At 63.9% G+C, this 17,515-nt stretch carries 18 protein-coding genes; 12 read left to right on the forward strand and 6 right to left on the reverse strand.

From position 1 onward, the window contains the following. The first annotated feature begins 80 nt into the window (after positions 1 to 80). The 3 genes from IH615_RS10815 (at position 81) to IH615_RS10825 (ending at position 3,994) form a co-directional block, all read left to right on the forward strand. Entirely contained in the window at positions 81 to 866 is a 786-nt protein-coding gene (locus IH615_RS10815) for a DeoR/GlpR family DNA-binding transcription regulator (protein ID WP_291361878.1), read from the forward strand. A gap of 165 nt (positions 867 to 1,031) precedes the next feature. Further along, positions 1,032 to 2,063, forward strand: a complete 1,032-nt coding sequence (locus IH615_RS10820) for a LacI family DNA-binding transcriptional regulator (RefSeq protein WP_291361879.1) — start codon at positions 1,032 to 1,034, stop codon at positions 2,061 to 2,063. Positions 2,064 to 2,086: 23 nt separating this feature from the next. Further along, positions 2,087 to 3,994, forward strand: coding sequence for a beta-L-arabinofuranosidase domain-containing protein (locus tag IH615_RS10825; protein WP_291361880.1), 1,908 nt, complete (start codon positions 2,087 to 2,089; stop codon positions 3,992 to 3,994). Positions 3,995 to 4,118: 124 nt separating this feature from the next. On the opposite strand, the gene IH615_RS10830 is transcribed toward IH615_RS10825, so the two are convergent. After that, positions 4,119 to 4,508 (reverse strand): PRC-barrel domain-containing protein, encoded by a 390-nt coding sequence (locus IH615_RS10830; RefSeq protein WP_291361881.1) that lies wholly within the window; start codon positions 4,506 to 4,508, stop codon positions 4,119 to 4,121. A 171-nt stretch (positions 4,509 to 4,679) separates the two neighbouring features. On the opposite strand from IH615_RS10830, the gene IH615_RS10835 reads away from it, so the two are divergent. Next, positions 4,680 to 4,937 carry a hypothetical protein gene (locus tag IH615_RS10835; protein WP_291361882.1) on the forward strand — a complete coding sequence of 86 codons (258 nt, stop codon included), beginning with the start codon at positions 4,680 to 4,682 and terminating at the stop codon, positions 4,935 to 4,937. Continuing rightward, on the forward strand, positions 4,937 to 5,266 hold the full coding sequence (locus tag IH615_RS10840; RefSeq protein WP_291361883.1) for a hypothetical protein: 330 nt from the start codon (positions 4,937 to 4,939) through the stop codon (positions 5,264 to 5,266). Before IH615_RS10835 ends, IH615_RS10840 begins: the two co-directional genes overlap by 1 nt. 75 nt (positions 5,267 to 5,341) lie before the next feature. Here IH615_RS10840 and IH615_RS10845 read toward each other — a convergent pair whose 3' ends face one another. Next, positions 5,342 to 6,007, reverse strand: a complete 666-nt coding sequence (locus IH615_RS10845) for an OmpA family protein (RefSeq protein WP_291361884.1) — start codon at positions 6,005 to 6,007, stop codon at positions 5,342 to 5,344. A gap of 207 nt (positions 6,008 to 6,214) precedes the next feature. Here IH615_RS10845 and IH615_RS10850 point away from each other — a divergent pair, with 207 nt between their 5' ends. Next, a complete protein-coding gene (locus IH615_RS10850) occupies positions 6,215 to 6,907 on the forward strand; it encodes a methyl-accepting chemotaxis protein (protein WP_291361885.1) in 693 nt (230 codons plus the stop codon). A 7-nt stretch (positions 6,908 to 6,914) separates the two neighbouring features. On the opposite strand, the gene IH615_RS10855 is transcribed toward IH615_RS10850, so the two are convergent. Beyond that, on the reverse strand, positions 6,915 to 7,685 hold the full coding sequence (locus IH615_RS10855) for an SDR family oxidoreductase (RefSeq protein WP_291361886.1): 771 nt from the start codon (positions 7,683 to 7,685) through the stop codon (positions 6,915 to 6,917). Between the two features lie 125 nt (positions 7,686 to 7,810). Beyond that, positions 7,811 to 9,139, reverse strand: coding sequence for a hypothetical protein (locus IH615_RS10860; RefSeq protein ID WP_291361887.1), 1,329 nt, complete (start codon positions 9,137 to 9,139; stop codon positions 7,811 to 7,813). A gap of 346 nt (positions 9,140 to 9,485) precedes the next feature. Between IH615_RS10860 and hemA the strand changes: the two genes are divergently transcribed. The 5 genes from hemA (at position 9,486) to IH615_RS10885 (ending at position 14,324) form a co-directional block, all read left to right on the forward strand. Then, a complete protein-coding gene (gene hemA, locus IH615_RS10865) occupies positions 9,486 to 10,766 on the forward strand; it encodes a 5-aminolevulinate synthase (RefSeq protein WP_291361888.1) in 1,281 nt (426 codons plus the stop codon). A 238-nt stretch (positions 10,767 to 11,004) separates the two neighbouring features. Continuing rightward, positions 11,005 to 11,814 carry a sulfurtransferase/chromate resistance protein gene (locus IH615_RS10870; protein WP_291361889.1) on the forward strand — a complete coding sequence of 270 codons (810 nt, stop codon included), beginning with the start codon at positions 11,005 to 11,007 and terminating at the stop codon, positions 11,812 to 11,814. Beyond that, positions 11,811 to 13,193 (forward strand): chromate efflux transporter, encoded by a 1,383-nt coding sequence (gene chrA, locus IH615_RS10875; protein WP_291361890.1) that lies wholly within the window; start codon positions 11,811 to 11,813, stop codon positions 13,191 to 13,193. The genes IH615_RS10870 and chrA overlap by 4 nt, the downstream gene beginning before the upstream one ends. 221 nt (positions 13,194 to 13,414) lie before the next feature. Next, positions 13,415 to 13,894, forward strand: a complete 480-nt coding sequence (locus IH615_RS10880) for a hypothetical protein (protein WP_291361891.1) — start codon at positions 13,415 to 13,417, stop codon at positions 13,892 to 13,894. Positions 13,895 to 13,967: 73 nt separating this feature from the next. Then, positions 13,968 to 14,324 (forward strand): DUF4342 domain-containing protein, encoded by a 357-nt coding sequence (locus tag IH615_RS10885; protein ID WP_291361892.1) that lies wholly within the window; start codon positions 13,968 to 13,970, stop codon positions 14,322 to 14,324. A 21-nt stretch (positions 14,325 to 14,345) separates the two neighbouring features. On the opposite strand, the gene IH615_RS10890 is transcribed toward IH615_RS10885, so the two are convergent. Both IH615_RS10890 and mscL read right to left on the reverse strand, forming a co-directional pair. Next, the gene (locus tag IH615_RS10890; protein WP_291361893.1) at positions 14,346 to 14,981 is read right to left on the reverse strand and encodes a LuxR C-terminal-related transcriptional regulator; all 636 of its coding nucleotides are present in this window, start codon (positions 14,979 to 14,981) and stop codon (positions 14,346 to 14,348) included. A gap of 253 nt (positions 14,982 to 15,234) precedes the next feature. Beyond that, positions 15,235 to 15,669 carry a large conductance mechanosensitive channel protein MscL gene (gene mscL, locus IH615_RS10895; RefSeq protein WP_291361894.1) on the reverse strand — a complete coding sequence of 145 codons (435 nt, stop codon included), beginning with the start codon at positions 15,667 to 15,669 and terminating at the stop codon, positions 15,235 to 15,237. Positions 15,670 to 15,833: 164 nt separating this feature from the next. Between mscL and IH615_RS10900 the strand changes: the two genes are divergently transcribed. Beyond that, positions 15,834 to 17,456 (forward strand): hybrid sensor histidine kinase/response regulator, encoded by a 1,623-nt coding sequence (locus IH615_RS10900; RefSeq protein ID WP_291361895.1) that lies wholly within the window; start codon positions 15,834 to 15,836, stop codon positions 17,454 to 17,456. Positions 17,457 to 17,515: the final 59 nt, after the last annotated feature.

Consider the following 17,515-nt stretch of genomic DNA (forward strand, 5'->3'; position numbering starts at 1 on the left):
ATGCCAGGGTGCGGTCGGCCGGGTGCGCGGCGATGTCGTCGACATCTGCGACAGCCCCCGCTTTTTCCTAGAGTGAAGCGATGGATTCCCGGCTTTCCGAGCGGCAGAATGACATCCTCGCCCGGATCGGCGCGCGCGGTGCGCAGCAGATTGACCGGTTGGCGCAGGACTATGGCCTGACCACCCAGAGCATCAGGCGGGACATCAACGTCCTGTGCGCACTCGGGCTGGCCCGGCGGCTGCATGGCGGGGTCGACCTGCCGGTGCTGCCGCAGAATACCTCCATCAGCGCGCGGGCGGGCCTGCATGAGGCCGCCAAGCGCCTGATCGCCGCCCGTGTTGCGCAGGACATCCCCAATGGCTCGACCGTGTTCATGGGCATTGGCACCACGGTTCGTTTCACCGCCGAAGCGTTGCGCGGACATGCGGGCCTCACCGTCGTCACCAACAATGTCGACGTGGCGCTGATCCTGGGCGAGGCGGAGGGCATGGAGATGCATCTGGTGGGCGGCGTGTGGCGGCCCAATGACCGCGACCTGGTCGGCCCCGAGGCCATTCGCTACTTCGAGCGGTTTCACGCCACCCATGCCGTTGTCGGCGCCGGGGGTCTCAATCCGACCAGCGGCGCTCTCGACTTCAGCTACGGGGAGGCGCAGATCACCAATGCCATTCTGCAGAATTCGCGAACGCGCTATCTGGCGGCGGACGCCAGCAAGTGGCGGGGCACGGCGGCCGTGCGGGTCGCGCCGTTTTCCGCATTCACCCATTTCGTGACCGATATGATGCCGCACGAGCACGATAGTGAAGTCAGCCTGGCGCAAAGCGGAGTGCGGGTCATTGTATGCGGATCGCCGGACGGGGACTGAGGGGCAACAAGCCTCATCCGCACCGCGCAATCGGGGAGCCCGTTCTCGCTTGAAGCCCCGCTTCCCAAACGCCGTTCTGTCGGACTGTTTTAGCAGTTGAGCTTTGCGCGCTCCTGTGGCATCTGAGGTCGGGAAAACCTTTTCCTTCCGACCAAGAGGCCTGATGTGGACGATGACCGCTACCCGCTGCGCGCCACTATTCGCGACGTTGCGGAGCGGGCGGGCGTATCGATCGGTACCGCCTCCAAAGCGCTCAATGACAATGGCCGGCTGAAGACCGAGACGCGGGAGCGGGTGATCGCGGCGGCGCAGGAACTGGGGTTCCGGCCCAACTCCCTGGCACAGAGCCTGCACCGGACGCGCTCGATGACCGTGGGCGTCTTGTCGACCGACAGCTTCGGACGCTTCGCCTTCCCGATCATCGAGGCCCTGGAGGAGCGACTGGCCGAGCATGGCATCGCTATCTTCATGTGCAATGCCACCGATGACCCAGCGCGCGAGAAGCAGCATCTGGACCAGTTGCTGGGCAAGCGCATCGACGGGTTGATCGTGACCGGGCGGCGCATGGACAAGCGCCCGCCCGTGGCGGTGCCCGGCCAATCCATGCCGGTCATCTACGTGTTTTCGCAGGCCGACGACCCGGAGGCGCTGTGCCTGCTGCCGGACGATTATGGCGGGGCGATGCAGGCCGTACAGCACCTGATCGGTATCGGTCGCAAGCGCATTGCTCATATCACGGGCCCGGAAACGTTCGAAGCGGTGACGCTGCGCCACCGGGGCTATCGCGACGCGCTTGCCGCCGCCGGGCTAACGGAGATCGAAGGCTATTATCGCAGGGGCAAATGGTCGGAAGCCTGGGGGCGCGAGGCGGTGGCCGCCCTGTTCGACGGCGAGGGCGACTTGCCCGACGCACTCTTTTGCGGCAATGACCAGATTGCGCGCGGGGCGACGGACGCCCTGCGCGAGCGCGGGATCGCCGTGCCCGGCGCTGTCGCCGTGGTGGGTTTCGACAACTGGGACGTGATGACGCGGGCGGCACGGCCGCCGCTCAGCAGCATCGACATGAACCTGCGCGAACTCGGTCGCCTGGCCGGGGAACGGCTGATCGCCATGATCGCCGGGGAACGCCGCAAGGGCGTCGAACGGCTCCACTGTTCCCTGGTCGTGCGCCAATCGTCCGACCCGACCCAATCCTGAAAAAGACTACTGGAGGAGCTCCAATGAGCCGCTACGCCCCCGTCAATTTCCCCGATGTGAAGCTCGAGGGAAAATTCTGGCATGAACGGCTGGAGACCGTGCTGACCAGGACCATTCCCAGCCAGCACAAGAAGCTGGCGGAATACACGATCCTGGATTCGATCAAGCTGCCAAGCCCGCCGCCACCGCTGCGCTTTCCGCGCCACGGCAACGGATTCACCGTGCAGGTGTTCTGGGACAGTGACGTAGGCAAGTGGATCGAGGCGGCAAGCTACGCCCTGGCCCATCGTCGCGATGCCGATGTCGAAGCCAAGATCGAGGCCATTGTCGACGATTTCGAGAAGGCACAGGCGCCCGATGGCTATCTCAACTGCTGGTATCTGGGGCGCGAGCCGGAGAACCGCTGGACCAACCTGCGCGACAATCACGAGATGTATAATGCCGGGCATCTGCTCGAAGGGGCCATCGCCTATTTCCGGGTGACGGGCCGCCGCCGCTGGCTGGACATCATGGAGCGCTATCTCGACCACATCTACTCGGTGTTCGGCACCGGCCCCGGCCAGAAGCGCGGCTATGACGGGCATGAGGAAATCGAGCTGGCACTGATGAAGCTCTACTACCTCACCCGCGACCGCAAGCATCTCGACTTCGCCACCTATCTCATCAATGAACGCGGCCGGCAGCCGCATTACTTCGATATCGAACGGGCCGAGCGGGAGGCGCGCGACCCGCGCCAGCCCTATCCCTTCGCCAATTACGAATACAGCCAGAGCCACAAGCCGGTGCGCGAGCAGGACAAGGTGGTCGGCCACGCAGTTCGGGCGATGTACCTTTATACCGCCATGGCGGACCTGGCGGCCGAACTCGGCGACGCAGCGCTGAAGCATGCCTGCGAGGTGCTTTGGGACGACGTGATGGAGACCAAGATGTATGTGACGGCGGGCCTCGGGCCGTCGGCGCATAACGAGGGCTTCACCCACGATTTCGACCTGCCCAACCAGACGGCCTATGCCGAGACCTGCGCTTCGGTGGCGCTGATCTTCTGGGCCCAGCGCATGCTGCATCTCGATCTCGACGGCAAGTATGCCGACATTCTCGAACTGGCCATGTTCAATGGCGCGCTGAGTGGCCTCAGCCGCGACGGCGAGCACTATTTCTACGCCAATCCGCTCGAAAGCGATGGCACGCCGACGCGCTGGGACTGGCACACCTGCCCCTGCTGCACGATGAATGTCAGCCGGCTGGTGGCCTCGGTGGGCGGATATTTCCTCTCGGCGGCGGATGATGGGGTCGCCTTCCACCTCTATGGCGGGATTTCGACCGAGGTCGAGCTTGCCGGCACCAGGGTCGGCCTGCGAGAGGTTTCGACCTATCCGTGGAATGGCGACATCAAGATTCATGTCGATCCGGCGAACCCGGCGGCGTTCGACGTCAAGCTGCGCATCCCGGGCTGGTCTGAGGGCGCCAAGGTCTCGGTCAATGGCGAGGCCGTGGATGTAGCCAGGGCGGTCAACGGTTACCTCACGATCAACAGGACCTGGACCAGGGGCGATGTGATCAGCCTGGATCTGCCGATGCCGCCGGTGCGGCTCTATGCGCATCCCGGCGTGATCATGGATGCCGGTCGCGTGGCGCTCAAGCGTGGGCCGCTGGTCTATTGCCTTGAGGAAGTCGACAATCCGGGTGGGCGGGTGCAGCGGCTGAAACTGCCGCGCGCGGCGGAGCTTCGGGCGGAGACGCGTGCTGACCTGTTCGATGGCGTGGTGACGCTCAAGGCCGATGCGCTGGCGATCGAGGAGGGTGACTGGACAACGCTCTACCGCACGACCCCGCCGACGGACGAGCCGGCAACGCTGACCGCCCTGCCCTATTATCTGTGGGCCAACCGGGGCCAGGGCTCCATGCTGGTCTGGGTGCCGGAAGTGCAGTGAGGCTCTCACCTCTCCCCTGAGGGACGAGGGCCGCGCCGGCCAATATTCGCGCAACAAAAAACCGGCGCCCCTTTGGGACGCCGGCGGCATTATCATTTGGTGCTGAAATGCCTTGGGGGCATGGCTAGATCCAGTAGGGGGCCACGCCGTAATAGTCATAGACTCGACGACCGTTTTCGGACGTCCAGTAGTCATCGTCGTCGCGCTCGTATTTCGGCGCGCCTTCGAGCTGGTCCTTGGTGACGTCGACGCGATAGCCGCCGAGGCTTTCGTCATAGTTGAGCTTGGACCAGGGCAGCGGATAGTGATCGTGGCCGATGCCGAGGAAACCGCCGAAGCTCAGCACGGCATAGGAGACCTTGCCGCTGCGCTTTTCGACGAGGATGCGTTCGATCGAGCCGATATGCTCGCCGCGCGGATCGTAGACCTTGGTGCCCTCGACCTTATCGGACGCGATGAGATCGTGGGTTTCCTTGACGTCGGCATCGCGATTGCGAACATCTTCGTAAGCCATTTTCGAGCTCCTCTGTGGTTGCGTGTGGGGGGTCAACGTCTCCCTGGCGATGCGGTTCCGGCCCAAAAAAATGTGATCGGGCGAGCCCTTGCCCTGCCCGGGGGAACCGGCAACCCGCCCTTCGCATTGCTTTCCTGAGGGTCCTTTCCGACCCATAAAAGGAGATGCGCCATGGTTTTCGACAGCCTCCGCGACCGCATGGGCGGGCATGACAATGTCACTCCCATGAGCATCGCGCATAACAGCCTGTTTACCGCCAAGGAGAAGATCGAGCTGCTCAACCAGCTCAAGGCCGACGTGACCGGAGCGACGCAGGAAGGCACGGAGCTCGGCTTTGGTCCCGAAGAGATCGACGAGGCCATTGCCGAGGTGCGGCAGGGCGTCCAGAGCGGCGTCGGCTCGGAAACCGTCGTCAAGGGAGATTTCTGATGGCAACCGCACCCAGACAGCCTGCGCCAACCGTGGCCGAGGTCGACGTGTTGATCGACGAAAACGGCTCCCGCATCGACGTCCCGGACGCGTCGCCGATCAAGGTCGCGGGCGAGCACGAAGCCAGCGTGGGCGCGACCGGGCCGACGAACTGGTGGCTTTATGGCGTGATCGGCCTCGCCATTGTCGTGGCCGTGCTGTTCCTGATGCAGATGTTCCAGGGTGCGCCATCAACGGATGTGCAGCCGGGTTTGCCGAGCGCCGAAAGCGTCGTCGCGCCGGCTGCCGATGATGTGCCGGTGGCAGAACCGGTGGTCCCTGCGCAGTAAAGTGCGCCAGGCCCGCTATCGACAAAAAAGGCGCGTCCCCGCGGGGACGCGCCTTCTGCATTTCTGCGATCGCGATCAGCCGTTGATCGGCGCGATCTGGATTTCGACGCGGCGGTTCTGGGCACGGCCGGCTTCGGTGGCATTCGAAGCGATGGGGGAGGTTTCGCCCTTGCCTTCGATATAGAAGCGGCGCTGGTCAATGCCCTGGTTGGCCAGAATGGTGGCGACCGAGACGGCGCGCTTCTGGCTCAGGCTCAGGTTATAGGCGTCGTCGCCCTGGCTGTCGGTGTGGCCATAGACGTCCACGATCGACTTGTCGAACTTCTTGAGCACCAGCGCGACCGAAACCAGCGTGGAGTTGAACGCAGGGTTCACATTGCTCGAGTCGCTGGCGAAGGTGATGTTGGACGGCATGTTGAGGATGATGTTCTGGCCCACGCGGGTAACCGAAACGCCGGTGCCCTGAAGCTGCGCGCGCAGCTCGGCTTCCTGCTGGTCCATATAGTTGCCGATGGCTGCACCGGTGAGGCCGCCCACGCCAGCACCGATGAGCGCGCCAACGCGCGGATCGCCACCCACGGCAGCGCCGACAATGGCGCCAGCCACGGCACCGCCGCCAACGCCGATCAGCGCGCCGCCGGTGGTGTTGGAAATCTGGCTCTGGCCGGTATAGGGATTGGTGGTGGTGCAGGCGGTGAGCGCCAGGGTCGCAACGAGTGCGACCAGAATCTTCGACTTCATAGATTGTCCCCCTGAAGGATCATGAACAGTGGCCTGTTGGTGACCACTGAATAAGGCAGGATGGTGGTGAAGCAAAGGGTCTGAACCGGGAATGAACGGCCCACCGACCTGCTCAACAACTGCGCATACCAGATATGTGCCTCCGATCCGGGCAGTTTTAGGATTTGCATACTAAACTCATGCCAGCGTTCCGGGACGGGGACTAGCATGACCATGGACGATCAGGATCGCACCGATATCGACGCTGCACTGGGCGTAATGATTAATCTCTCAGGCAAGATGCGCATGCTGTCCCATCGGGTTGCCATGTTCGCGCTGCTCGCCGCCAGCAAGCCTGCCTCGGCTGCGACGGCCTGCGATGCGCTCGACGGGGCCCTGTCGGAGTTCAATGATATCAAGCTCGCCCTGGAGAAGGGTCAGGATCGGCTGGGTGTTCCCGAGCCTGCAGCGGTTCATCTGCATCGGTCAGGAGCGATCAGCGCCAAGGCGATTGGGACCGTTGACGATTTTCTGCACAGGGTGGCAAAGCTGCGCCCGCCTCTCCTTCAAGGCCAGGCACCAGAACCCGCGCTGGTCGATCTGGTCGAGTTTGTTGCCTCCGACCTGCTTGCCGCGCTCAATGTCGTCACCGAAGGAATCGGCAAGGCACTCAAGGTTCGGTTCGAGGATCGCGACCGGCGCGCGGCCGAGGGGCGCGCGGCCATGCTGGGCGCTGTCGGCTCGATTAGCGACGTCAGCATGAAGGTCAAGCTCATCTCTCTCAACGCCTCGATCGAAGCCGCGCGAGCCGGCGTCCACGGCAAGAGTTTTGGCGTCATCGCCAACGAAATCCGCAGCCTCAGCGAAGATGCAGCACGCTCGGCGCAGGGGCTCCGCGAGCAGATGCAGCTACAGGACTAGGGCGGGGTCACGTGCTGGCCCAGCCGCCGTCGACAAGGAATTGCTGGGCCGAAATCATGGCGCTGTCATCGGCGGCGAGGAACAGGGCCATGCGGGCGACATCGTCGGGATAGACATTGCCCGCCAGCGCCTGCTGCGCTTCGATGTCGGCCAGGGTGGTTTCGGTGTACCACAGTTCGATCTGGCGCGGCGTGACGGTGGCACCCGGGCTCAGCGTGTTGACGCGCACGCCTGATTTGCCCAGCTCGCGCGCCATGGAGCGGGTCAGGCCATGGGCGGCGGCCTTGGCGGTTTCGTAGAGCGGCAATTGCGGCGTCATGATCATCCAGCTGATCGAGCTCAGATTGATGATCGAGCCGCGGCCCGCCTTGATCATGCCAGGCGCCACGGCCTGTATGGCGAAGAAGGCATGCTTGAGGTTGACCGCCATGCGGTCGTCCCAATAGGCCGGCGTGACCTCGCTCCAGTCGTGGCGCTGGTCGTGCGCGGCATTGTTGACCAGCACCAGCGCATCGCCATGGGCAGCGGCGAAACCGGCAATCGCTGCCTGGTAGGCCGGGATATCAGTGACGTCGCAGGGGGTAAAGCGCACGGACTGCCCCGCCTCGGTCAGTTCGGTTGCCAGCTTCTCCCCCGCGTCGACTGCGATGTCGACGAAACCCACCTTGCTTCCCTGCGCCGCGAGATTGCGCACCAGGCTTTCCCCGATGCCCGTGGCTCCCCCGGAGACGATCACAGGACGGTCCCTGAGGCTGGGATAGCGGGCAAAGCTGGTCATGGGCACATTCCGGGACGGCGGGATTGGTCACGCCCAGATAACCTGGCTCGCATCGATCCGGCAAGACATTTGAGGTACGTACCTCAGATTTTTCCGAGTTGTTGTTATGAATGGATATGTCGGCATTAGCTGCTGCTACAGGCCACCGAGGCCGGCATCTTGCGCGGGGTGACGGCGCGCCGCTCCATGTCGTCGAGCAGCGCTTCGACCTTGTGCACATTGGCGAGGTGACGCGTCTCCATGGAGAAGCTGAGCGTCACATATTCGCGGCCGGGGCAGAAGGTGACGATATTGGTAGCCGAGTGCCAGGCGCCGCAATAGATGGGCTCGACCATGCCATGGGTCATGGGGCCATAGGTCCGGTGCGGCGGCACCAGGGTCAGCACCACATGGATGCCGCCATTGAAACGCCAGAAGCGCTTGCCGGGCAGCGCGGGCAATACGCGGTTGATGCCGCGCAAGGCCTTGAACATGGCGTTCATCATCACCTGGAACTTGGTGATGTCCTTCTGCTCGATGGCGGCGACGGTGTCATCGACGGCGCGGACATAGTCGACGAAGTCCTCGATCACGGCGAACTTGGCTTCCAGCGCGCGGACGCGGAAGAAGTCGTCATCCGCATCGTTGCGCTTCGTATCGAGCATGGTATAGGCGGCGCCGATCACCTTCCTGCTCATGGTCTTTTCGTCGCCCTCGCCATTGAGGGCATGGGTGACCAGGGCAAAGAGCAGCGAGCGCTGGCGCACGCCGAGCTTGTTGGCGAGCAGTCGCAGCCGGTGGCGCTTGAGCGCCAACGTCTTGAAGCCCCAGGGTTTTTCGGGCGGCGCCAGCAGATTGGCGAGGATGATGTAGGTGATGGCGGTGAACCCGCCATTCAGCACGCCCTTGAGCCGCGCGCCCAGGCTGAGCTTGTTGGCCTTGTCGGACATGGTGCCATGACTGGCCGACTGCGAGCGCGTCAGCAGCGCTGAATCGGAACCTTCCAGCAGCGCATGGCTGGAGCGAACCTGGATGACGGAAGCACGCCCCTGGGCGTCCGGACCATTGCGACGGACGGCGGCCATGACGCGGAAGAGCGGCAGATCGGTCTGCTCCAGAATGTCCTGCGACTTGCCCAGCCACTTGTCGGGATAGCCGTCGAATTCATCCACCAGTTCGACCGAGGTGATGGCATCGAGGATATGCTTGGGAAACGGATGGCCGGGCCTGGCGCCGGTGAAACCGTGCGTCAGCTGCGGCGCCAGCGCCACCATTTCGGCGACCAGGTTGCCCAGACCGTCCTGATCGAAGCTGGTCTTGGAAAAGGCGGTGAAAAAGACGGTGTCCTGTCCCTGGTAGAGGAACCACTGGAAATCGGTGAACAGGGCCTGGGGATTGTGGCTCACCGCGGCATGAGCAAGATCAAGCGGCTCGGCCTGCTGGCCGGCAAAACTCGACGAAGAAAAACTCTTCACAGCACTACCCCTCCAGAGCCGATTCAGGCTTTTTTGTGATGGTAGTCCGAGATCAGCCCTGCTTCAACATCAGCCCATAAGGGGCGTTAATTGTTGGATAGCAGGCCAAACACGAGACATTGCCGCGCGCTATCCTGAGCAGGGAGCGCGATTGCCGCATTGGCAGAACGGCCGATGCACTTTAGAATGACTCTCATGTTAAGCCGTTGACGCCTCGTGCCGAAGCGGCGTGGCTGGGCCCGGCGCGTCGAATTGACCTATGTCAAAGCGGTATTGTCCGACCTAGTTATGGCTTGTTCACCGGCAGGGCTTCAGGCGCCAACGGCAGGACACAAAGGACGTTTCGATGGACTATCGCGGCATATTCGAAGATGCGGTGGACACGCTGCGGGCAGAAAAGCGCTACCGCGTCTTTGCCGATCTTGAGCGTGTGGCCGGGCAGTTTCCTCGCGCCATCTATCGCGACGAAGCCGACAATATGCGCGATATCACCATCTGGTGCTCCAACGATTACCTGGGTATGGGCCAGCACGCCAAGGTGGTCGGCGCCATGCAGGAAACCGCCGGGCGTCTGGGCGTCGGCTCGGGCGGCACGCGCAATATTTCGGGCACCAATCGCCCGCTGGTGGAACTCGAGCGCTCGCTGGCCGACCTGCACCGCAAGGAAGCGGCCCTCGTCTTCACGTCGGGCTTTGTGTCCAACGAAGCATCCATCGCCACCATTGCGCGGCTGCTGCCGGACTGTGTGATCTTCTCGGACCAGCTCAACCACGCGTCGATGATCCAGGGCGTGCGCCAGTCGGGCATGCAGAAGGTCATCTTCCGCCACAATGACGTGGCGCATCTGCGTGACCTCTTGGCGGCGACCGACCGCAAGCGGCCCAAGCTGATCTGCTTTGAATCCGTCTATTCGATGGATGGCGACGTGGCCCCGATCCGCGAGATCTGCGACCTGGCCGAGGAATTCGGGGCGCTGACCTATATCGACGAAGTCCATGCCGTGGGCATGTATGGCGAACGCGGCGGCGGCATTGCCGAGCGCGAAGGCCTGATGGACCGCATCGACATTATCGAAGGCACCCTCGCCAAGGGTTTTGGCACCATGGGCGGCTATATCGCCGCCAACAAGGCGATCATCGACGCGGTGCGTTCGTATGCGCCGGAATTCATCTTCACCACCTCGCTGCCCCCGGCCCTGTGCGCTGCGGCCCGCGCCTCGATCGAGCACCTCAAGGTGTCCACGCATGAACGCATCATGCACCAGCGCCAGGCACGCCTGACCAAGGCCATCCTGGCGGATGCCGGCCTGCCTGTCATGGAAACCGATACCCATATCGTGCCGCTGATCGTCGGCGATGCGCGCGCGGTCAAGGCCGCCAGTGACATGCTGCTGGACAAGCACAACATCTACATCCAGCCCATCAACTACCCCACCGTCCCCAAGGGCACCGAGCGCCTGCGCATCACGCCGACGCCGCTCCATACCGACGAGATGATCTTCGCCCTGCGCCATGCGCTGGTCAGCGTCTGGACGAGCCTGGAGCTGCCGCGCGAAGCCGCCGATGCGGCGATCACCGCCAGCAAGCTGACCTCGGGCGACCTGACCCTGCCGACCATCGGCGGCTGAGGTCAATCGATCGCCCGTGGTGACGGGCGGACGGCCCGGGCAGGCTTCGCCGTTAGAGCCGCAGAGGGGTGGTTTGCAGTCAGTCTGCTTTTGGCCAGCTTCATCGAAAGCAGGCACTTGATCCGGCGATCCTTGACGTCGGTTGATATCTGCGCCAACTCTACGCGCAAGGGGTCTGCGATTACCCCGTGAGGCGCCAGCCGAAGAATCGCGTCCATTATCAATCCAGGACGCAGCTATGGCACCCTTTGCCTCAATTTCTGTCGACAAGCTGGCCCGGCTCGTCGGCACGCCGCAATCCCCAGTCATCATCGATGTCCGCGACGCCGAAGCGCTTGCTGCTGAACCCCATATTCTCCCAGGGTCGCTAGGCCGGCCCTGGCAACGGGCCGGACAATGGCTCCCCGAGATCAGCGGCACTGCCTTTGTTGTCACGTGCGCTGCGGGTGGTGCCAAGAGCGAGGGGGTTGCTGCCCTGTTGCGGGCAGCGGGACACAATGCCGAAATTCTCGAAGGGGGCATCGCCGCCTGGCGGGAGGCCCGGCTGCCTACCATCCCCCTAGCAAACCTGCCGCCCACTTCGCCCAGTCTGTGGGTCACCCGGGTGCGGCCCAAGATTGACCGCATCGCCTGTCCCTGGCTGATCCGGCGGTTTGTCGATCCATTGGCACGGTTCCTCTTCGTTTCGGCGTCCGAGGTATCGGCAGTCGCTGAGCGGTTCGATGCCGTCCCATTCGACATTGAAGGTGTCCACTGGTCGCATCGGGGCGAACTCTGCACCTTCGACGTAATGATCGATGAGTTCGGGCTAGCCTTTCCCACACTGCAGAAGCTTGCGACCATCGTACGCGGCGCCGATACCGCCAGACCTGACCTTGCACCCGAAGTTGCCGGCTTGCTCGCGGTCTCGCTGGGACTTTCCCGCATGTATGCCGACGACCTCGAACAGCTCGACGCCGGTATGCTGGTCTATGACGCGCTTTATCGCTGGTGCCGGGATGCTGGTGACGAGACTCATAACTGGCCCGGCACGGGAGCGCGCAAATGAGTGTGGAAGCTGCCAGTGCGAGCCCGCCCTTGATCGCGCCCGACCACCCCAGCTTTGCCGAGATGACCGCCGTGTTCACCCGCATCGGCCTACTGAGCTTTGGCGGGCCCGCTGGCCAGATCGCGCTGATGCACAAGGTGCTGGTCGAGGAGAAGCGCTGGATTTCGGAAACCCGGTTCCTCCACGCCCTCAACTACTGCACTCTGCTTCCCGGCCCTGAAGCCCAGCAACTGGCGACCTATATCGGCTGGCTGCTGCACGGTACCAGGGGTGGTATCGTCGCCGGCACGCTGTTCATCATCCCCGGCTTCTTCGTCATCCTGGCACTGTCGGCGTCCTATGCGCTCTTCCAGCAGACCGACATCCTGTCCAGCCTGTTCTACGGCATAAAGGCCGCCGTGCTGGCCATTGTCGTCGAGGCCGTGCTCCGCGTCAGCCGCCGGGCCCTGCGGAACGGCGTCATGGTGGCCCTGGCGGCACTGGCCTTCATCGCGCTGTTCTTTTTTGCCGTGCCGTTTCCGCTGGTCGTGCTCACTGCCGGCATTTTCGGTTATGTCGGGGCCCGGCAGCGGCCGGACCTGTTCGCCGCCGGTGGTCATGGCGGCAAGAGCAAGGCCGATACCGGACCCGCCGTCATCGATGACAACGTGCCGGAAGTGGACCCCAGTTGGCGCCGTGCCGTGCGCGTGATGTTGGTCTGGGGCGGTCTATGGGTACTGCCATGGGTATTGGTGGGCCTGGCTTTCGGCTGGGGCTCCAGCTTTGCCAGCATCTATGTCTTCTTCTCACAGATGGCCGTGGTGACGTTCGGCGGCGCCTATGCAGTGCTCGCCTATGTGGCGCAGGAGGCGGTCGTCACCTTCGGTTGGTTGCAGCCAGGGGAAATGATCGACGGCCTGGCCCTGGCTGAAACCACGCCTGGCCCGCTGGTCCTAGTGCTGACCTTTGTGGGCTTCCTGGCTGCCTATCGTGACGGCCTCGGGCTCGATCCCCTACTGGCCGGCGTGCTGGGGGCTGCACTCACAACCTGGGCAACCTTCGTGCCATGCTTCCTCTGGATATTCCTGGGCGCCCCCTACATCGAACGGCTGCGGAACAATAAGGCAGTGTCAGGAGCGCTGGCGGCTATCACCGCTGCGGTCGTAGGGGTCATCCTCAACCTCGCCATATGGTTCGGCATGCATGTGGTGTTCAACGACGTGCAACGCATCACCTGGGGGCCGCTCAACATGGCGCTGCCGGTGCTGCCCACCATCGACTGGATGGCACTAGCGCTGTGTATGCTGGCCGGGTTCCTGGTATTCCGAACCAAGCTGGGAATGCTCTGGACGCTGGCGCTGTTCGGTGTCCTTGGTGTGGCAGTCGGCCTGCTGCCATAGAGGCCGTCGTCACTCGCCACAGCCAGCGACGACGGACCTTATGATGAGTTCATCGCGTTGGCCGGCTTTCAACTATTCGGCTGACGGCCGCTTAAGGGCATCGCGGGCTCGGGCTCTTGAGGCTGACTTGGGGTCGACAGCCGTCACTCCTGCCACTTTGATCAACATCAAGGCGGATCGCCTGCCGACGTTGCATCGTTGTCGCCAGACAGGAGGCGCCGATGTCCATCTTGATTGTCTATGACAGCATTTTCGGCAACACCGCACAGGTCGCGCTGGCCAGGGCCGGCGCGGTGCCCGGATCGCGCGCCGTTCCCGTGAGGGACGCTGCCACCATCGATCTCAACGGCGTCACCCTCCTGGTGATCGGCTCACCGACGCGCGGCTTCCGTCCCACTCCGGCTATCCAGGAATTCGTCGACGGCTTGGGCGATGACATGCTGGCGGGTCGGCGGGCCTCGGTGTTCGACACGCGACTCGACCTCGAAACGGTGCATCCGGCGCCCCTGCGCTGGGTGATGGAAGTGGGCGGCTATGCGGCCAACACGCTGGAGCGCCTGCTCGCCGAAAAAGGCTGTGTGATGACAGGTAAACCGGCCGGTTTCCTCGTCAGCGGCAGCGAGGGCCCATTGCTGGCTGGCGAACTCGAACGCGCACGCGACTGGCTGCGCGACCTGGTCGCTGCCGCCAATGCAGACTGAAGTCTGCGCCCGTTCTGGCGCAACCGAACCGGCCGCCCGGACTGCCAGCCGGCCGACATCAAGGAGAACAGTGATGGATAATGATCGTGGAACGCGTCGCAGCCTGGGCGAGGAGATCGAAGTCGCCGGACATCAGCTCGTCGACAAGATCAAATCGCTGATCGCGGAGGGCAATGTGCGAACGCTGCGCGTCCGCGCCGAAAGTGGTCAGGTTTTCCTCGAAATCCCGCTGACGGCCGGCGCCGCCGCCGGCGGATTGGTCGTGCTGACCGCCCCATGGCTCGCGGCCATCGGCGCCCTGGCGGGGTTGGCAACCAAGTTGCGGCTCGAAATCGTCCGCAACGAGGACGACAGCCAGACCGACGAGCAAGCGGAAGCGCCGATCGACAAACCCGCGCCGACCGACGAGCATCCTTCCGGGGACGGCTAGGCCGACACTGCGGCTGGATTGTCAGCTCGTCAGCACGATCCGCATCAGGTCCGCCGTGTTTCTCGCGCCCAGTTTTTCCATGACCCGGGCGCGGTGAACCTCGATGGTGCGTGGAGAAATTCCCAGCTCGCGGCCGGCCTCCTTGTTGGATTGGCCGTTGGTGATGAGTTGCAGCACTTCGCGCTCCCGCGGGGTCAGCTGGGAGAAGCCCCGCACTTCCACCGGCCGCCGCCCGCCCTGCATGGCGCCCAGATGCACATCGCGGCGGAGCGCGTCGCGAACGCTGCCCAGCAGATGCTCGGTATCGATCGGCTTGGGAATAACATCGGAGGCGCCCAGCTTCATCGCCGTCACCGCCGCCTCAAGCTGCGGCGTGTCGGCCAGCATGAAGACCGGCGTTCCGGTGCGCATGCCCTTGATGCGCCGGAGCAGGCTCAGGCCGCTCTCCTCCCCCAGGCGCAGGTTGAGCACGACGACCTCGGGCCGGCGGCGCTCGATGGTGGCGGCGAAGTGGGCCGCCTCGAGAGAAAATGTGGTCTGGAAGCCCTCAAGGCGAAACAGCACGCTTAGTGCTTCGCAGGTGCTCGGGTCCGTGTCCACGATGTGGATCAGCCGGTCGCGATTGAGGAAGGAGTGGTAGAAGATCTCGTCGCTCATGTTGCCCTCTGCCCAGTTCGCTCACGCGCCCCTCGGACTACAAGGCTACGCCCTCGCAGAGCTGCCCTTGGCAACCGCGATACCGATGCCCCCCGACGGATCGCAACGGTAGTTTGCACTAGGTGTTCCTGCCGTCCGATATGGACAATACGTAGGATGTACTACCTACATACTAGGCTTATTTACCTATCAGCCCTTTGTCAACGGACCTTCGTCCTATGCCGTAGCATAGGACGATTTGGGCAGTTGCCGATCAGCGGGGACTGGCGCGCAGGGCGTCGCGGATTTCGGTGAGCAGCACTTCTTCCTTGCTCGGCGCCGGCGTGGCCGCAACGGGTTCGGCGGCGGCCTGGCGCTTCATGCGGTTGATGCCCTTGACCACCAGGAACAGCACGAAGGCGATGATGGTGAACTTGACGACGGCATTGATGAACAGGCCGACATTGAGCGTGGCGATGCCGGCATCCTTGGCCGCGGCGAGTGAGGGCACCGCGACGCCATCCGGGTTGGACAGCACGATGAACAGGTTCGAGAAATCGATGCCGCCGATGATCAGGCCGATGAGCGGCATGAAGATGTCGTCGACGATGGAGGAGACGATGGCGCCGAAAGCGGCGCCGATGATCACGCCGATGGCCAGATCGATCATGTTGCCCTTGATGGCGAAGTCACGGAATTCCTTGAACATGGCAGCACCCCTCTTGGTATCAGTCCTTCCCAGACAGCCGCGGTCGCGGTGGTCAAGCATTGATGACCACGCCGGCAAAAGCAATGGGTCGAGAGTTGGTCTTGCACCGCCGCGATGGCGGGCCGATAGTCCCGACGCGCCCGAAAGCCCAGGATCGCGACCCGATGTCAGCCAACAAACATGACGCTGCCAACAGCCTCAGACAGGCGATCGACCATATTCCGCAGGGCATCGCCGTGTTCGACGCCGCATTGCGGCTGGTGACATCCAACAGCCGCTACAATTCACTGCTGGCGCTGCCTGCGCACCTGGTCAAGCCGGGGACGCCATTGTTCGACATTGCGCTGTTTCTGGGCGATCGGGGCGATTTCGGCAGTGGCGACGCGGCGCGCCTCGCCATCGAGCGCATCAACCTGCTGACCGCATCGCCGACCACGGTGACCCAGCGCCTGGGCAATGCCGGGCAGACCCTGGAATTTCATTCGAGCCGCCTGCCCGATGGCGGGCTGGTCATCAGCTTCTCCGACGTCACCGCCCGCGTGCGGGCCGAGCGGGAACTGGCGGGCATGAACCAGTCGCTCGAAGAGCGGGTGGAGGAGCGCACAGCGGCGCTCACGCGGGTCAATGCCGAACTCGAAAGCGCCCGCGCCAAGGCTGACGCGGCCAACCATGACAAAACGCGCTTCCTGGCCGCGGCCAGCCACGACCTGTTGCAGCCGCTCAACGCGGCACGGCTCTATACCTCGACGCTGATCGAACGGGCCAAATCGACGGGGCTGGCCGATCTCGCCAATTCCATCGAGGCCTCGCTGACAGCGGTCGAGGACATCATGGGGGCGCTGCTCGACATTTCGCGCATCGACAGCGGTGCGCTCAAGCCGGCGCCAGCGCCGGTGGCCGGGCAGGACCTGCTCAAGAAGATCGAGGTGGAATTCGGCCCGATGGCGCGCGAGCGCAACATTTCGCTGCGTATCGTGCCGACCGACGCCACCATCATGGTCGACCGCATGCTGGTGGGCCGCATCGTGCAGAACCTGGTCAGCAATGCCATCAAATATACCCAGCCGGGCGGCAAGGTTCTGGTCGGGCTGCGCCGCCGCGGCAATCGCATGCGGCTCGACGTCATCGACACGGGCATCGGCTTCAACAAGGACCAGCATCGGCTACTGTTTGCCGAGTTCTCCCGGCTCGAACGCGGCGCGCGCATGGCGCAGGGGCTGGGCCTTGGCCTCTCCATCGTACAGCGCCTGGTGACGGCGCTGGGTCTGACCCTCGAACTGGACAGCAAGGAAGGCAGCGGCTCGCGGTTTTCGCTGTTCCTGCCCGCCACCCGCACCATCCGCGCGACGCCCGAGAGCAGCGCGGCACCCGCCGAGACCAGTTTCGGCACGCTTGATCTCAAGGTGCTGTGCGTGGACAATGAACGGGCCATCATCGAGGCAATGGAGGGCCTGCTGCGACATTGGGGCTGCGACGTGCGCAGTGCCCTCTCGCTCAAGCAGATCGACCGTGAACGGCTGCTGGAGGGCTGGTATCCCGACCTGGTGCTGATGGACTATCACCTCGACCAGACATCGGGCCTCGATGCCATCGAATGGCTGCGCCACAATCTGGGCGGGCACCTGCCGGCGGCGCTGGTGACGGCCGATCGCAGCCCGGCAGTGCGGGCGCTGGCCGAGGAGCGCGGCATTGCGGTGGTCACCAAGCCCGTGAAACCCGCCGCCCTGCGCGCCGCTATCAGCGGGCTGGCGAACCAGAGCCGCAGCCCGGCAAAGCGGGCGGGGTAGCAGGACAGCGCGGCGCCGGGGTCCTTCGCCTCCCTCCCCCTTGAGGGGAGGGATTGAGG

The sequence above is a fragment of the Devosia sp. genome, from assembly GCF_014860165.1.
Taxonomy (GTDB): Bacteria; Pseudomonadota; Alphaproteobacteria; order Rhizobiales; family Devosiaceae; genus Devosia.

What these genes read in the sequence shown, in the direction of transcription:
- IH615_RS10870 (WP_291361889.1), top strand. Translation starts at nt 11,005, where the DNA reads ATGGCACCCTTTGCCTCAATTTCTGTCGACAAGCTGGCCCGGCTCGTC.
- IH615_RS10835 (WP_291361882.1), top strand. Translation starts at nt 4,680, where the DNA reads ATGGTTTTCGACAGCCTCCGCGACCGCATGGGCGGGCATGACAATGTC.
- IH615_RS10840 (WP_291361883.1), top strand. Translation starts at nt 4,937, where the DNA reads ATGGCAACCGCACCCAGACAGCCTGCGCCAACCGTGGCCGAGGTCGAC.
- IH615_RS10885 (WP_291361892.1), top strand. Translation starts at nt 13,968, where the DNA reads ATGGATAATGATCGTGGAACGCGTCGCAGCCTGGGCGAGGAGATCGAA.
- IH615_RS10815 (WP_291361878.1), top strand. Translation starts at nt 81, where the DNA reads ATGGATTCCCGGCTTTCCGAGCGGCAGAATGACATCCTCGCCCGGATC.
- IH615_RS10900 (WP_291361895.1), top strand. Translation starts at nt 15,834, where the DNA reads ATGTCAGCCAACAAACATGACGCTGCCAACAGCCTCAGACAGGCGATC.
- IH615_RS10850 (WP_291361885.1), top strand. Translation starts at nt 6,215, where the DNA reads ATGACCATGGACGATCAGGATCGCACCGATATCGACGCTGCACTGGGC.
- IH615_RS10890 (WP_291361893.1), bottom strand. Translation starts at nt 14,981, where the DNA reads ATGAGCGACGAGATCTTCTACCACTCCTTCCTCAATCGCGACCGGCTG.
- hemA (WP_291361888.1), top strand. Translation starts at nt 9,486, where the DNA reads ATGGACTATCGCGGCATATTCGAAGATGCGGTGGACACGCTGCGGGCA.
- mscL (WP_291361894.1), bottom strand. Translation starts at nt 15,669, where the DNA reads ATGTTCAAGGAATTCCGTGACTTCGCCATCAAGGGCAACATGATCGAT.
- IH615_RS10845 (WP_291361884.1), bottom strand. Translation starts at nt 6,007, where the DNA reads ATGAAGTCGAAGATTCTGGTCGCACTCGTTGCGACCCTGGCGCTCACC.
- IH615_RS10825 (WP_291361880.1), top strand. Translation starts at nt 2,087, where the DNA reads ATGAGCCGCTACGCCCCCGTCAATTTCCCCGATGTGAAGCTCGAGGGA.
- IH615_RS10880 (WP_291361891.1), top strand. Translation starts at nt 13,415, where the DNA reads ATGTCCATCTTGATTGTCTATGACAGCATTTTCGGCAACACCGCACAG.
- chrA (WP_291361890.1), top strand. Translation starts at nt 11,811, where the DNA reads ATGAGTGTGGAAGCTGCCAGTGCGAGCCCGCCCTTGATCGCGCCCGAC.
- IH615_RS10855 (WP_291361886.1), bottom strand. Translation starts at nt 7,685, where the DNA reads ATGACCAGCTTTGCCCGCTATCCCAGCCTCAGGGACCGTCCTGTGATC.
- IH615_RS10830 (WP_291361881.1), bottom strand. Translation starts at nt 4,508, where the DNA reads ATGGCTTACGAAGATGTTCGCAATCGCGATGCCGACGTCAAGGAAACC.